13 protein-coding genes are annotated in these 14,122 nt (G+C 45.5%); 5 read left to right on the top strand and 8 right to left on the bottom strand.

Annotation, left to right across the window (positions count from 1 at the left end; all coding sequences use genetic code 11):
• Positions 1-124 precede the first annotated feature (124 nt).
• Together DFP81_RS10460 and DFP81_RS10455 are read left to right on the top strand one after the other, a co-directional pair.
• Positions 125-838: a FadR/GntR family transcriptional regulator gene (locus DFP81_RS10460; protein WP_115897729.1), complete on the top strand. Its 714-nt coding sequence runs from the start codon at positions 125-127 to the stop codon at positions 836-838.
• A gap of 187 nt (positions 839-1,025) precedes the next feature.
• Entirely contained in the window at positions 1,026-1,376 is a 351-nt protein-coding gene (locus tag DFP81_RS10455; RefSeq protein WP_115897728.1) for a cupin domain-containing protein, read from the top strand.
• Positions 1,377-1,443: 67 nt separating this feature from the next.
• Here the strand turns inward: DFP81_RS10455 and DFP81_RS10450 are convergent, their stop codons facing one another.
• From DFP81_RS10450 to DFP81_RS10440, 3 genes are all read right to left on the bottom strand, one after another.
• Positions 1,444-1,692, bottom strand: coding sequence for a hypothetical protein (locus DFP81_RS10450; RefSeq protein ID WP_220342922.1), 249 nt, complete (start codon positions 1,690-1,692; stop codon positions 1,444-1,446).
• A gap of 183 nt (positions 1,693-1,875) precedes the next feature.
• Positions 1,876-2,676 (bottom strand): DUF547 domain-containing protein, encoded by an 801-nt coding sequence (locus tag DFP81_RS10445; RefSeq protein WP_115897726.1) that lies wholly within the window; start codon positions 2,674-2,676, stop codon positions 1,876-1,878.
• Positions 2,677-2,835: 159 nt separating this feature from the next.
• Positions 2,836-3,918: a LacI family DNA-binding transcriptional regulator gene (locus tag DFP81_RS10440; protein ID WP_115897725.1), complete on the bottom strand. Its 1,083-nt coding sequence runs from the start codon at positions 3,916-3,918 to the stop codon at positions 2,836-2,838.
• A gap of 250 nt (positions 3,919-4,168) precedes the next feature.
• Between DFP81_RS10440 and DFP81_RS10435 the strand changes: the two genes are divergently transcribed.
• From DFP81_RS10435 to DFP81_RS10425, 3 genes are all read left to right on the top strand, one after another.
• Positions 4,169-6,286 (top strand): alpha-galactosidase, encoded by a 2,118-nt coding sequence (locus tag DFP81_RS10435; protein ID WP_115897724.1) that lies wholly within the window; start codon positions 4,169-4,171, stop codon positions 6,284-6,286.
• A 117-nt stretch (positions 6,287-6,403) separates the two neighbouring features.
• Positions 6,404-8,110 carry a solute:sodium symporter family transporter gene (locus tag DFP81_RS10430; RefSeq protein WP_115897723.1) on the top strand — a complete coding sequence of 569 codons (1,707 nt, stop codon included), beginning with the start codon at positions 6,404-6,406 and terminating at the stop codon, positions 8,108-8,110.
• Between the two features lie 209 nt (positions 8,111-8,319).
• Complete coding sequence (locus DFP81_RS10425) at positions 8,320-9,318, top strand: substrate-binding domain-containing protein (RefSeq protein ID WP_115897722.1); 999 nt, start codon at positions 8,320-8,322, stop codon at positions 9,316-9,318.
• A 118-nt stretch (positions 9,319-9,436) separates the two neighbouring features.
• Here DFP81_RS10425 and DFP81_RS10420 read toward each other — a convergent pair whose 3' ends face one another.
• From DFP81_RS10420 to DFP81_RS10400, 5 genes are all read right to left on the bottom strand, one after another.
• Positions 9,437-9,772, bottom strand: coding sequence for a DUF202 domain-containing protein (locus DFP81_RS10420; protein ID WP_115897721.1), 336 nt, complete (start codon positions 9,770-9,772; stop codon positions 9,437-9,439).
• Between the two features lie 2 nt (positions 9,773-9,774).
• Positions 9,775-10,122, bottom strand: a complete 348-nt coding sequence (locus tag DFP81_RS10415) for a YidH family protein (RefSeq protein WP_115897720.1) — start codon at positions 10,120-10,122, stop codon at positions 9,775-9,777.
• 524 nt (positions 10,123-10,646) lie between these two features.
• Positions 10,647-11,723, bottom strand: a complete 1,077-nt coding sequence (gene galM, locus DFP81_RS10410) for a galactose-1-epimerase (RefSeq protein WP_220342921.1) — start codon at positions 11,721-11,723, stop codon at positions 10,647-10,649.
• Positions 11,723-12,895 (bottom strand): galactokinase, encoded by a 1,173-nt coding sequence (gene galK, locus DFP81_RS10405; protein ID WP_115897719.1) that lies wholly within the window; start codon positions 12,893-12,895, stop codon positions 11,723-11,725. Before galK ends, galM begins: the two co-directional genes overlap by 1 nt.
• 123 nt (positions 12,896-13,018) lie before the next feature.
• Positions 13,019-14,089 (bottom strand): UDP-glucose--hexose-1-phosphate uridylyltransferase, encoded by a 1,071-nt coding sequence (locus DFP81_RS10400; protein ID WP_115897718.1) that lies wholly within the window; start codon positions 14,087-14,089, stop codon positions 13,019-13,021.
• Between the last annotated feature and the right edge of the window lie 33 nt (positions 14,090-14,122).

Raw genomic sequence — 14,122 nt, 5'->3', positions numbered from 1 at the left:
GAGCATCGCTTTTGTAGTATTATTGGACAATAAATAGTTCGCAACGCAAAATCATGCTAACCTTAGATTAAATTTTAAAGCCATTAATTAACACTGGCTCGTGACGTTTGACACTAAGGACACCATGACCAATAACTTTGCCTCTATCTCGACCTCTTCAAGAAGCTTACACATTCAGGTGGCGCGCTCCATTGCTCGCCGTATTTTATCTGGCGAGATGCCACAAGGGTCAATCGCACCCAACGAAATGACATTATGCGAGCAATTTGGCGTGAGCCGAACGGCGCTGCGAGAAGCAATAAAACTGCTTACCTCCAAAGGCTTACTCGAGTCCAGACCTAAAATTGGTACTAAGGTTGTGTCTCGAGATCGCTGGAATTTCCTTGATCCGCAACTTATTGAATGGATGGACGGCTTAAGTGATCCTGCCGAGTTCTGCACTCAATTCTTAGGACTGAGAAGAGCCGTAGAGCCAGAAGCCTGCGCCCTAGCGGCCCTTCATGCAACACCAGAGCAAAAAGCAGAACTTACCAGCATTTTCCAGCAGATGGAAAAAACCGCTCAACACTTTGATCATGACACATGGACCAAGGTTGATTTAAGCTTCCACCGACTTATTTTTAACGCCACTAACAATGATTTTTACTTACCATTTGGCAATATTTTGACCACTATGTTTGCCACCTTCATTAAGCATTCCTCGGCACATGGTGGCGTTTGTTTAACCGAGCACAGACTGATTTTTGAAGCCATTATCGCAGGAGACAGTGACGGCGCACGTAACGCATCACGAGACCACTTACAATCTTCTAAGCACCGATTACCAGAAGCTGTGTAACCCCCTGTTAAGTAAGAGCGGCACGCAAACGAAACCTCGTGTTGCTCTTATGACTCTCTTCCCTCCCTTCCTCACGATACACCTGGGAAATAAACCACTCATCGCAACAGCGTTCTTTTTTGATTTCTGCCATTTGATGCTATTATAATACAAATAACCATTACAAAAATAACATGAGGTTTTTTACATGAGCACTTTTTTTCAATCACAAGAACACGAATGGGAAAATTTAGGCAGTGGCATAAAGCGCAAAATTGTCGGTCACACAGACAATTTAATGGCGGTTCACCTTTGCTTTGATAAGGGAGCTATTGGTCATCCCCACGCTCATGAAATACACGATCAAATTGGTTATGTTGTAGAAGGCAGCTTTGAAGCCGAAGTAAATGGAGTAAAGCAAATTCTAAAAAAAGGCGATGCTTACATAGCGCAAAAACATTTTGTGCATGGGGCAATAGCGTTAGAAGACAACAGCATTTTGTTAGACATGTTTTCTCCTGCACGGGAAGATTTCCTAAAGCCCACTCTCACTCCATAATCATTTTATGATGCGATCAGGCCACTAAAGCAAGGTGTTTTCTATGCTTAATGGCCTGATATAAAACTTATAACCAGAGTGGTTTGAGCTGCCTTACCTTAATAGAATCTAACTCTATCAATTGGGCAACTTGTGGCCGAATTTCATTCACCCACCAGTCATTGTAGGTGTCGGCATAGGCGGCTTGGCGCTGTTGCTCATTATCAAATTCACGGGTCCAAACAAAGAACTCATCGCCATTCTCATCTTGATAGAGGTTGGTACTGAGGATCCTCATGCCTTGAGAGCGCTGATAAGGCAATAGTTCATCACGCATCCAGGTTATCCACTGGTCCGCTTTTCCTGGCCTAATTTTATATTCACGAAGTTCAACTATTTTCAAAATATACCCTTACTGAATAAACACCTTAAGATAAAAGCCTTAAACAACGCCTATTAGCCAACATGATGGTTCTCAAAAAAACGCACGAGGTCATCATGTTAATTCTCGCCAGCTGTATTAAGACTTGCTGTTTAAGTGCCAATCATAATCTAAAAATTCTATGTCTAATGATTCTATTTTCAACTGTTCTACTGCCATTGGCGTCAATGCCAAGTCGGCGGTATGGTCAAGCAAAAAAGCTTCTAACGAGTGATAGCCATGCCAACCTTTTTCAAAGTCTTCTCGATACCATTTAAAAATGGAAGACAACGCCAAACTATCACCCTGCAAACGGTTACGACTGCGATCCGCTAAGAAAAGCTGTGTCTGCTGAGCGAGTAATTTATCAAGATTATCTCCTTGATAGGCTTGGTTCGCGAGAGCGGGACAACCAATACTTGCGCAGTTAACCGCAAAATGAATGCGCGGATCCTGATAACGATCTGAGCCTCGAATCAGAGTGTGCTCAATATTATCAAGAGAGCGTTTTTCACCTAACAATGGAATAAACTTTTTGCTCCAAGGCGAACGAAACAAACTGCCAAGATCTTTGATGGATGTTAAATCCGGCCACTTGGTCAAAATCAACTCAACCGTCCAAGCGTTGTAAGCATTAATCAGCCAAGCTAACTGATCGTTTTTTGGCCACGCATCAAACTGTTTCTGCGTTACGCCAGACAAGCTTGTTAAATAACTATCTAGCTGCGCTTTGTCATCTGCAAAGCCTTGATAATCCACCTCGCTTGCTTGCCCTTCTTTGAGCAAAACAACATGCCTTTGTAGCAAATCATGCCAGCGGCTGTGGTCAAACACCATCGTATTTGCCAATGCATTTTGCCCTGCAAACAAGGCAAGCAGTAGAACCAGTATTTTTGTCATGGTAAACGCCTCAACACCTTAATATCTTGTCATTGTGCTTTAAAAAAGCCGATAAATAATAAGCGTTAGACGCAGCACCCTATGCGTTTCTTACACCTGCTTTAACAAATTCAATCATCTAACCTGTACCCTAAGCGTGGGGCATTGAGCGCAATAACGTTAACGGCTCTGTACAGAGGATTGCAAAAGCGCTCTGGCTTTGTCCAAATGATTCAATATTTGTTGAGCATTCTCTCCCTGCTTGGTTTTTACCGAGGTACTAGAACGGGCAATTAACCGAGTCGGTAAAATCAATTGGCAATACGAATGAGGCGTCTGCTCTGTGCTGTTTAACAAGCGCTTAACCGCTTGCTGACCCAACGCCAAAAAGTCTTGTTCCACCGTGGTCAAAGGCGGCGTAAAAAAAGCACTGTCACTGATATTGTCAAAACCGACCACCGACACGCGATCCGGAACAGATACCCCCAATTCACTTAACGCACAGAGCACTCCTAAAGCCATTTGATCGTTGGCAACCAGTACAGCATCGAAGGCGAGTTTTCTCGCTAATGCGTCGCGAATCGCTAGATAACCACTTTTAGCCTCCCAGTCCCCTTCGTAACTCGCCGCAATCTTTTTCCCATGCTGAGCCAGCTCATAGCGCCAGCTCTCAAGTCTTAAGGAAGAACCCGTTGAAGCATTTGGCCCGGTAATCAATATATATTCATCTCGCTGACAATCAATTAGATGCTGCACGGCCATTTTGGCACCTTGAGTGTGCTCGGCACACACATAGTTCACCTTGCTCGACTCTGGCACATCGATGAACATAAATTTCAGTGCAGTAAACTGCTCAACCAGTTGCTCTGCCATTTCTTGCGTCAGTGGCACATTGATCACAATGTAATCCACCTGCTGCGACGCAAGCTCCCTGATGGCCGCCTTGATCCTGTCAAATTCATTGCTTTCGACAATCGATAATGCAGCCCCATAGCCTTTTTCATGGGCTTGCTGACGCACACCATTAACAATTAAGGCCACCCCATGAAGGGCAATATCGAGCGACACAATGCCCAAGGTTTTGGACTTACCACGGCTCAACATTTGTGCCCCTTTATTAGGAATGTAGCCCAAGGCACTGATCGCTTGATTGACTCGCTCACGAGTTTCGGGCGATACGTTATCGGCCCCATTAGTCACCCGAGAGACCGTTTGCGTCGATACACCAGCCAATTTTGCCACGTCTTTAAAGGTCACAGACATCCAAACACTCCCCTTGTTAAGCCACATAATCACGGCATTTTTTGCGTTACTGATGCCCACATTAAAACACAAATGTTACCGAAAACATTTGTAACGACATCAAAAAACATCAAAAAAGTTTATTTTTTTAGCGTAATAATTCTATTATCTATAACAATTGATCATTTTTTATCGTTTTGATACTCTCCGTTTCACTTCCAGCAAGACACCTATAAATATAAATATTTACGCAAACATAGCGAGCCGTAACATGAATCAATTTATTCATTTAACCAGCCTCAACCATAGCTGCATCATTAAAGTGGATCGTGTCCCTGAGATCGTTCACTGGGGTGCACGCATTGCTCAAATTGACGCTGATCTATTGCTTTCCACCGAACGACCTATTTCTCAGGCTCGCCTAGACGTCGATATTCCTTTATCCCTATGCCCAGAATTAGGCAGTGGCCATTTCAATGCTCCTGGTATCGAAGGACATCGCAACGGAAACGATTGGGCTCCGGTTTTTCATACCACCCAAGTCGAAGCTAACGACCACCAAGCTGTGTTCACTCTACAAGACGACATTGCCAAGCTTGAACTAACCATCGAAGTACTGCTAGACAATGACACGGACGTTCTGCAAAAACGCATGACAGTACGTAACCTAGGCACTCAGCCTTACACCTTAAGTAAGCTGTCTTCCACTTTGACCTTACCTCATCATGCCAATGAACTGATGACATTCCATGGTCGCTGGTGCCAAGAATTCCAAAGCCAGCGTCAACCCCTTGTACATGGCGGTTTCATGCAAGAAAACCGTCGTGGTCGTACTTCCCATGAGAATTTTCCAGGGCTATTTGTTGGCAGCAAAGGGTTTAGCGAGCAACAGGGTAATGTCTGGGGTTTCCACTTAGGCTGGAGTGGCAATCATCAACTGCGCGCGGACGTAAAAAGTGATGGTCGCCGTTTTGTTCAAGCTGGAGAGCTACTATTAGCCGGCGAAGTGCAACTGGCTGAGGATGCAACTTACCAAACACCTTGGCTTTACGGTGTATACAGCAACCAAGGGCTAAACGGCATTTCCGATCGTTTTCACTCTTTTGTTCGCCAAAGCATTCTGCGTTTCCCGACACAAAAGCCGAGACCGGTTCATCTAAACACATGGGAAGGCATCTACTTCGATCACAACCCTGATTACATTATGAAGATGGCCAGCGAAGCAGCTGATATGGGAGTTGAACGCTTTATCATTGATGATGGCTGGTTCATCGGTCGCGACCACGAGCGTGCTGCCTTGGGAGATTGGTATCTCGACGAGAAAAAATACCCAAATGGCTTAGAACCAGTGATTGATCACGTCAACCAACTAGGAATGGAATTTGGCCTATGGGTTGAGCCAGAAATGGTCAGCCAAGATTCTAATTTGTTCCGCGCTCACCCTGATTGGGTCTTGGGTTTATCTGGCTATCAACAACCTTCTGGTCGTTGGCAGTATGTACTCGATTTACAAAACCCTGAGTGCTTCCAATACCTGTTTGACAGACTCGATGACCTACTAACGCGCTACAATATTTGCTACCTAAAATGGGACATGAATCGCGAACTGGTTCAACCTGGTCACCAAGGCAAAGCCGCTGTGCGAGGTCAAACACAAGCCTTATACCGTCTGCTTGATGCCCTAACCCACGCCCATCCAACCGTTGAAATTGAATCTTGCTCTTCTGGCGGTGGTCGCATCGATTTTGAAATATTAAAACGCACACACCGTTTTTGGGCATCCGACTGCAACGACGCTCTAGAACGACAAACCATTCAGCGCGGCATGAGTTATTTCTTCCCGCCAGAAGTCATGGGCGCACACATTGGACCTGGTGAATGCCATTCTACCAATCGTCGCCATAGCATTAACATGCGCGGTGTCACTGCACTAGGTGGCCACATGGGGGTCGAACTTGACCCGGTAAAAGAAACCGCAGAAGAAAAGCAAGCATTTGCCCATTACATTAAACTGCACAAACAGCACCGTCACCTACTGCATTCTGGTCGCACCTTCCGGATCGATTCCGCCAACCAAGATCAATACATCTATGGTGTCGCGGGCCGCAACGAAGAAAACCAAGAAGAAGTGTTAATTACCGTGTGCCAATTGGCCATGCCGGAATATGCGCTGCCTTCGCCATTGCGCATTAGCCATCTTGATGCCAATGCACGCTACCAACTAACCATTGTTGAAATGCCAAAAACCAGCTTCCAGCTAATGAAACAAGCGCCGAAATGGCTGGATAAAACCCTAGAACTTAACGGAGATAACCTGAGAGAAGTTGGTATTACTCTGCCAATTTTAGACCCAGAGTCTGCGCTGATTGTTCACCTAAAAAAAATATAAAAACAACGGTCAATAAATTAGACCTTACCTATAAAAACACGCAGTAATCAGCGGATGCGCCTTTCACACACGGTGAAAGGCGCCTGCTTAGCGTGCATAAAAAGAAAGGAAAAGACTATGTCCCTCACGGTATTTTTATCGTTTTTGCTGTTCACCGGCTTTGTTGTCATATTTACGTATCGAAAAGTAAAACGTGATCAACATGACTCCAAAGATGGCTTTTTTCTTGGCGGTCGCAGCCTAACGGGTGGCCTCATTGCCAGCTCATTGATTTTAACCAACTTAAGTGCCACCAGCTTTGTTGGTATGAGCGCCCAAGCGTACACCAATAATATGAGCGTAATGGGCTGGGAAGTTGCGTCTGGCGTCACCTTGGTGATCATTGCCCTACTGCTTGTGCCACGTTATTTAAAGCAAGGCATCACCACCATTCCTGACTTTTTAGAAAGTCGTTACGATATGTCGGTGAAGAAATTCGTCACCTTATTGTTTCTTTGCCAATACGTCATCAACATATTACCCACCACCCTTTACGCCGGCGCCGTTGTCTTATCCGAGATATTTGACATCAAGGGTCTACTTGGCATTACCGAATTTCAATCCATTGCACTAATCTCTGCAACAATTGGCTTACTCGGCTTTTTCTACGCCATTTATGGCGGCCTAAAAGCCGTGGTTATTGCCGATACCATTAATGGCATTGGCTTGATCATTGGTGGCTTGATGATCCCAGTGTTTGGCTTGATCGCCCTAGGTCATGGTAGCTTCAGCGCGGGCTTAGATACTCTACTGACTGCAGCTCCGGAAAAACTGCAATCTGTTGGCTCTGAAAAAGACCCTCTGCCTTTCTCTACTCTGTTTACCGGTTTGCTGTTGGTCAATCTGTATTATTGGGGAACCGATCAGTCGATCGTACAACGAGTATTGGGTGCAAAAAACCTGAAAGAAGCGCAGAAAGGCGTGATCGGGGCAGGCCTTATTAAGGTTATTTCACCCTTATTCCTGATTATTCCAGGGGTCATTGCATACCATTTGTTTGGCGCCAATGCGGGCAATCCAGACTCCATGTACACTCGACTTGTTAACGAAGTGCTACCAAAACCGCTGGTAGGCTTCTTTGTTGCAGTGATGTTTGGCGCTATTTTAAGTACCTTTAACGGCGTACTAAACAGCTCCACCACCTTGTTCGCCTTAAACGTCTACAAACCTTTGTTTGGCAAAGGCAAAACCGATTCAGAACTGATCGGTAAAGGACGCCTGTTCGGCGTTGTGATTGCTATGATTTCGATCTGCATCGCACCTTTTATTATGTTTGCTCCAGAAGGCTTGTTCCAATATTTGCAAATGGTAGCAGGCTTCTTCAGCGTGCCAATTTTTACCATTGTATTCGTTGGTTATATTTCGAAACGCGTCCCTGCGATTGCCGCCAAGATTGCATTGGCCGTGTTCGTCACATCGTACGCTTCGATGCAACTTATCTTTAAAGTAGAGCTGCACTTCCTGCACCAATTGGCCATTTTATTTGTTGCGTGCACTGCCTTAATGTTCGTTATTGGTTACTTCTTTCCAAGAACAAGTGATTATCAAATGCCAATCAATGAATCCATTGATATCACGCCATGGAAGTTTCGCTTTGAAGCCTCCGCCATTGTGCTTTACATGGTACTTGGTGCGTACATTATGTTTTCCGACATTGGCTTTATCTCCGATGACCCATCTTACATGCAAGTTTACGGTGTCTGTGGTGTGATCATGCTAACGGGCATCATCCTTCGCACTCGCAAACAAAAAAAAGCGCACCTAGCGTCTTTGAAAAACTCATAGAGCGCTCCTTTATAGGCTGTGCACCATCTTGGTGTTCAGCCTATAAAACAACTGGCTCGCCCACACTTAAGCACACTCCCACCTCTTTATTTTTTTTGCCCTCTTTAATATTAGGTCGTAGCAAAAAGTATCAACAAACCTTGAACCCACCTATGGTAAAGTACCCACCAGAAAACACTGACTAAGACAAAGACGTTAAGGCAAACACTATGGCTACCGTGAAAGATGTTGCAAAAGAAGCCCAGGTTTCTGTTGCCACAGTATCTCGTGTTATCAACCACTCTCCCAAAGCCAGTAAGAATGCGATACAAGCCGTTAATGCGGCGATGAAAAAGCTCGGCTATCGCCCTAACGCGGCCGCCCGCGCCTTAGTCAGCCAATCAACACAAACCATGGGGGTTCTGGTAGGCGATGTATCCGACCCATTTTTTGGCATCATGGTAAAAGCCATTGACACCATCGCGACGGAACAAGGCAAACACCTATTAATTGGCAACGGCTACCACTCAGCTAAAAAAGAACGCGATATCATCGAATTATTAATTAGCCAAGGCTGTGAGGCGTTGGTGATTCACAGCAAAAGCCTAACCGCTGAAGAGTTAATTACTTTTGCCAATGAAATACCAGGACTGGTATTAATCAATCGATTTATTCCCGAGATTGCCGATCGCTGCATTGCCTTAGACAACCAAAAAGGTTCCTATCTAGCAACCGATTTCCTGATCAAACACGGCCATCAACACATAGGTTACATTTGTTCTAACCATGACATTGAAGACACTGAACAACGTAAAGCGGGCTATTTACAGGCATTAAAGGATCATGGCTTAGCGCATTTCGAAAGCCACATTGAGTATGGAACGCCAGATGAAGAAGGCGGTGAGCAGGCAATGACCAAGCTTCTAGCCAAGGGGCTACCACTCACAGCCATTGCGACTTACAACGATTACATGGCAGCAGGGGCTTTAGCAGCACTTGAAGAGAGCAACATTGAAGTGCCGAGCCGCATGTCTATTATTGGCTTTGATAATGGCCTGATTGCCAAGTACCTGCACCCTAAACTGACAACCGTTCGCTACCCAATCCAGAAAATGGCAGAAAACGCCGCGACTTTGGCATTAAAGCTCGCCAATAAAGAAAAGCCCGTTACCGATACCATGATGTTTGTGCCAACGTTAGTGAAGCGGCTTTCTGTCATTAAAAGATAATTAACACCTTTACGCCATGGCCACGACGGCGGAATGAGTTCTTAGCTTTCTTAACCCAACCTATGGCATCTTCTAAGCAAGATTAAGCCCCTGAAGGCGAAGCAGAATCCTCTCTTCACTACCACACAGACAACAACGACATAGCGCTGGATAAGGCAACCAACAATGCCGCCACACACAAAGCCGCACTAAGCCATTGCTTTGCTCTTATGGAGTTTTGTGTCGTCAGTTCTCTATCGAGGAAAAAAACAGCAACGCGAGAAACCGATAGCCCATAAAAAATCATCGTCAATACGGCTAACATCACGCCAGCGTATAACACTATTGGGTTTTGGCTCGTGTAACCCACTCGAATCACCAGCAGCACATTAAGCAACAATACAAGCAAGGTTCTAGACCAGGACAATGCGGTTCTTTCGGCTTGCAAGCCTGCATCAAAGGCACGCTTTTCCATGATTAAGCCTTATAACGCAGCATCAAATACACCACAAAGACAATCACAGCAATCATCACAAAGCTGATCACTGCCAGCGTTCTAGGATAAGTTAATTCTGCCTCATGTCGCATCGCCTTTTCATTACTACGCCAACGACGATAGGCATAAAACGCCAGCAGAGCAGAGAAAACACTTAACACCAAGACAAGAATTTCTCGGTACAGCATAGGAGCAATGTTTGGCGCCAATTGATCCACTCCCACCGCAGCCGCCAAAAACGCCAACGCGGTACGAATCCAAGCAAGAAAAGTTCGCTCATTCGCTAAGGTAAATCGATAGTCTGGAGCCTTACCTGCTTTACGCCACATACTTTATCTCCTCTCGATTATTATTTATCAATGGATGCTACAACAAGGCTTACATTTTTCTCCACTGCCACAGGGGCATGGGCTATTTTTTGGCACTTTAAACAAAGAATACAATAATTTAGGCTACTCTTCGAGAATCGCCATAATATGCGCTGGGGATAGTTTGCTCTCGATCTAAGCTGCCATGAGTCTCATATAAGCCTCAGTGAGCTGAAAAAATTGGTGTAGCCGCTATAAAAACCTTTATGCAGTCAATCACCACGGTGTAATACTAAAAGCAATACTTTAGACAGCCATCAAAACAAGCAAAAGGGTGATTTCACTGCATACTATCCTGATTAAAAGCACTTCTTTTCAGCAAAACACTGGAGGACGATACCCGTGTGCCTCCCTTCTACAGCGGTTCAGTGAAAACAATCAAATAACCTAAGATAAATAGACAGAGACTCTGGATAAAGCCATAACACACCTTAACTCTAGTTTATCGACCAATCCGTCGTCATTCGCAACTAGCTGTTGAAGCTTTAGTTGTCCCACACAAATTCATAAACCGTGTGGTGGTGGTATTCTTGATAGGCTTTTAGCAGGCTATCACTAGAAGTCCATTCTGGGTGATTGGGTGAATCGGGCAGATATTGTGTTTCAAAAGCAACGCCTGCGTAATTCGAATAACGTCCACCACCTCGTTTAGGGCAATCCTGTAAGAAATTTCCTGTATAAAGTTGTGCCGCTGGCATGCTGGTCTTCACCGCCATGATGACGCTCTGATCTGGCAAGCTGATGCGACTGACGACATCATCTTCGCCCCTTGAGGGGTTAAGTAAGTAAGCATGATCATAACCACCAACGTCTTGTTGCTGCTGATCCTGTAGAAAATCCTTTCGGAGTGACTTTTTCTGGCGAAAATCAAAGCCAGTATCGACCACTGGCACGCACCCTGAGATAGGTAAACCTGAGGCATCTATTGGTAAATACGCATCCGCATCTAGCCACAATTCATGGTCACGACAATCCATCAGGTCAGCGTCACCTTGCAAGTTAAAATAAGCATGATTAGTCAAACTCACAGGACAATCTTGGTCGCAAACTCCATGATATGAAATCACCACAGCATTGGTGTCCGTTAATTCATAGCACACAGTCACATCCAGTTGCCCCGGAAAACCTTGATCGCCATGCGGCGAACAGAGGGCAAAAACCACATGCTGAGCAGAGGACTCTTTGACCAGCCAACGGCGAGCATTAAAGCCCTCTACACCGCCGTGCAAACAATGCTCCCCTTGGTTCTTAGTAATACTATAGAGCTTGTTTTGCAAAGAAAACTGGGCATTCTTAATGCGGTTCGCAAAGCGCCCCACAGTGACTCCCAAATAGCCAGTTTGCTGATAAAAGGAATCTAGGGTATCCACTCCCAGCAGCACTTCCCGCGGCCCTTCAGCCAGCGGCAAGATACAGCTGAGCCAAGTCGCACCAAGGTCCATAAAAGTGGCGGTCATACCAGAAGCATTTTTCAGGGTAATCAGCTTGGCTGGTGCGCCATCATGGGCGAGACCTTGCATCCCTAGATGCAAGGCGTTCACACCATCTGGATACAAGGACATTACACAAGATCCACTGGGCCAGCACCCTCAGTGGCATTACAAATATAAATGGTTTCTTTTAGTCCACTTTGTGCTTGATATTGGCTTTCTACAGCTTGCTTAACGTCTTCCACCAGCGCTGGGGGAACCAATGCCACAACACAACCACCAAAACCACCACCGGTCATACGAACACCACCTTGTGTGCCGATCACATTTTTCACTATGTCGACAATGGCATCCACTTCAGGACAGGTAATTTCAAAGTCATCGCGCATAGACTGATGTGACTGCTCCATCAACACCGCCAAACGCGTCATATCATGATCTCTTAGCGCTTGCGCTGCTTCTAGAGTACGGGCATTTTCTGTGATCACATGACGCGCACGTTTCGCGGTCACCTCATCAAGACCTGATTGGCGCTCATCAAACATCTCGATGCTGACATCACGAAGGGCTTGCACACCAAAAAAGTCTGCGGCCGCTTCACATTGCTGACGTCGGGTGTTGTATTCACTGTCAACCAAACCTCGCTTTTTGTTCGAGTTGATGATCACAATGGCCATATCTTCGGGCATCGACACTTCTTCCGTGTCTAAGGAACGACAATCAATTAATAGCGAATGGTTACGCTTGCCTTTTGCTGAGATCAGCTGATCCATAATACCGCAATTACAACCAACAAATTGGTTCTCGGCTTGTTGGCCGTTTAGCGCGATATCTTGCTGTGAAATATCCAGATCGTAGAGCGCCTTGAAAGTTTGGCCTATTACAACTTCTAACGCAGCAGACGAGCTTAAACCCGCACCTTGTGGCACATTGCCACTGACAACTATGTCTGCCCCATTGAAAGTAAAGCCGCGTTTCTGCAAGCAATCGATCACACCACGAACGTAATTAACCCACATAACATCGTGGTCAAATTCAAGGGGCTTAGCAATGTCAAACTCATTCATTTGATTATCATAATCAACGGCTACAACACGAACTAGCGTGTCTTTTCGAGCGCTGGCAGCCACCGCGGCTTGATAGTCGATCGCACAAGGCAGTACAAAACCGTCATTATAATCCGTGTGCTCGCCGATCAAATTAACGCGACCTGGCGCTTGCACCAGGTGCTCCGCTGCTTGCCCAAAAACAGATTTAAATGTATTTGAAACCAGGTTAATTGGCTGCTCTATTGGGTCAATCATTTTCTTTTCCTGCTGTCTTTTTTGCGTTTTAAGTATTTTTTACTGTCTAAAACGCATTTGATAACGAATTTATTGTTTTTACCATAGACTAACAATGTCTATCGCACACTCATCGCATTACGCTTATTTTTCGAGCTTATAATGCACGTCACTTAATGCTCGGAGTCGTTCTGCCGCCTGTTCTGCGGTTAGATCTCGCTGGCTTTCTGCCAACATTTCATACCCCACCATAAACTTCTTCACCGTCGCAGAGCGCAACAAAGGTGGGTAAAACAGCGCATGCAGTTGCCAATGATCAGTGCTCTTGTCTGCGATCGACTCATCCACTTCAAAGAAGGGTGCATAATGCCAACCCATGGAATAAGGAAAAGAGCATTGAAATAAGTTGTCATAACGGCTCGTGAGTTTCTGTACCGCTAAAGCAAGATCATCCCGTTGCTCATCACTTAACTCATTCATACGACGCACATGCACTTTAGGCAACAGCATGGTCTCAAAAGGCCACGCCGCCCAATACGGCACAACCGCGATCCAGTGTTTAGTTTCTACAACAGTACGAGCGCCATCGTTTAGCTCGGCTTGAACGTAATCAACCAATAGGTTTGAGCCGTGCTCTTGATAATAATCTCGTAGATTCTTGTCTTTACGCTCAATTTCATTGGGTAAAAAGCTATTCGCCCAGACTTGCCCGTGGGGATGTGGCTGCGAACAACCCATTGCTTCGCCTTTGTTTTCAAACACCTGCACCCATAAGTATTCTTTGCCTAGGGCTTCGATCTGTTCATCCCATGTATCGACCAGATTTCTAATCTGAGGCACTGGCAGCTCTGGCAAGGTCTTACTGTGATCAGGCGAGAAACAGATCACTCGACTTAAACCACGCACCCCTTGGGTTTTAAACAATGGATTATCAGACATAGGAGCGTCTGGAGAGTCAGGCATTAACGCCGCGAAATCGTTTTGAAAAACATAGGTGCCAGTGTAGTCAGGGTTCACATCCCCAGACACTCGAGTGTTACCAGGACACAGAAAGCACCCTGCATCATAAGACGCCTTATTGTCCGCTGTAGGCTTTTCGTCTTGTCCACTCCAGGGGCGCTTAGCACGATGAGGAGAGACGAGAATCCATTGCCCCGTTAATGGGTTATAACGACGATGGGGATGATCAACAGGGTTAAAGGTTATTTCTGACATCTTTTGCTACTCTCTTAATTCTGACACTTAATC

The organism is Marinomonas pollencensis (assembly GCF_003387375.1).
GTDB lineage: Bacteria > Pseudomonadota > Gammaproteobacteria > Pseudomonadales > Marinomonadaceae > Marinomonas > Marinomonas pollencensis.
Note: the sequence above shows the minus strand (reverse complement) of the source record. Positions and strands in the feature narration are given on the sequence as shown.

Excerpts from the sequence above, each read along its gene's own strand:
- galK (WP_115897719.1), bottom strand. The coding sequence starts at position 12,895 with ATGATTGACCCAATAGAGCAGCCAATTAACCTGGTTTCAAATACATTT.
- DFP81_RS10460 (WP_115897729.1), top strand. The coding sequence starts at position 125 with ATGACCAATAACTTTGCCTCTATCTCGACCTCTTCAAGAAGCTTACAC.
- DFP81_RS10445 (WP_115897726.1), bottom strand. The coding sequence starts at position 2,676 with ATGACAAAAATACTGGTTCTACTGCTTGCCTTGTTTGCAGGGCAAAAT.
- DFP81_RS10400 (WP_115897718.1), bottom strand. The coding sequence starts at position 14,089 with ATGTCAGAAATAACCTTTAACCCTGTTGATCATCCCCATCGTCGTTAT.
- DFP81_RS10415 (WP_115897720.1), bottom strand. The coding sequence starts at position 10,122 with ATGTGGCGTAAAGCAGGTAAGGCTCCAGACTATCGATTTACCTTAGCG.
- DFP81_RS10455 (WP_115897728.1), top strand. The coding sequence starts at position 1,026 with ATGAGCACTTTTTTTCAATCACAAGAACACGAATGGGAAAATTTAGGC.
- DFP81_RS10425 (WP_115897722.1), top strand. The coding sequence starts at position 8,320 with ATGGCTACCGTGAAAGATGTTGCAAAAGAAGCCCAGGTTTCTGTTGCC.
- DFP81_RS10440 (WP_115897725.1), bottom strand. The coding sequence starts at position 3,918 with ATGTCTGTGACCTTTAAAGACGTGGCAAAATTGGCTGGTGTATCGACG.
- DFP81_RS10420 (WP_115897721.1), bottom strand. The coding sequence starts at position 9,772 with ATGGAAAAGCGTGCCTTTGATGCAGGCTTGCAAGCCGAAAGAACCGCA.
- galM (WP_220342921.1), bottom strand. The coding sequence starts at position 11,723 with ATGTCCTTGTATCCAGATGGTGTGAACGCCTTGCATCTAGGGATGCAA.
- DFP81_RS10435 (WP_115897724.1), top strand. The coding sequence starts at position 4,169 with ATGAATCAATTTATTCATTTAACCAGCCTCAACCATAGCTGCATCATT.
- DFP81_RS10450 (WP_220342922.1), bottom strand. The coding sequence starts at position 1,692 with ATGCGTGATGAACTATTGCCTTATCAGCGCTCTCAAGGCATGAGGATC.
- DFP81_RS10430 (WP_115897723.1), top strand. The coding sequence starts at position 6,404 with ATGTCCCTCACGGTATTTTTATCGTTTTTGCTGTTCACCGGCTTTGTT.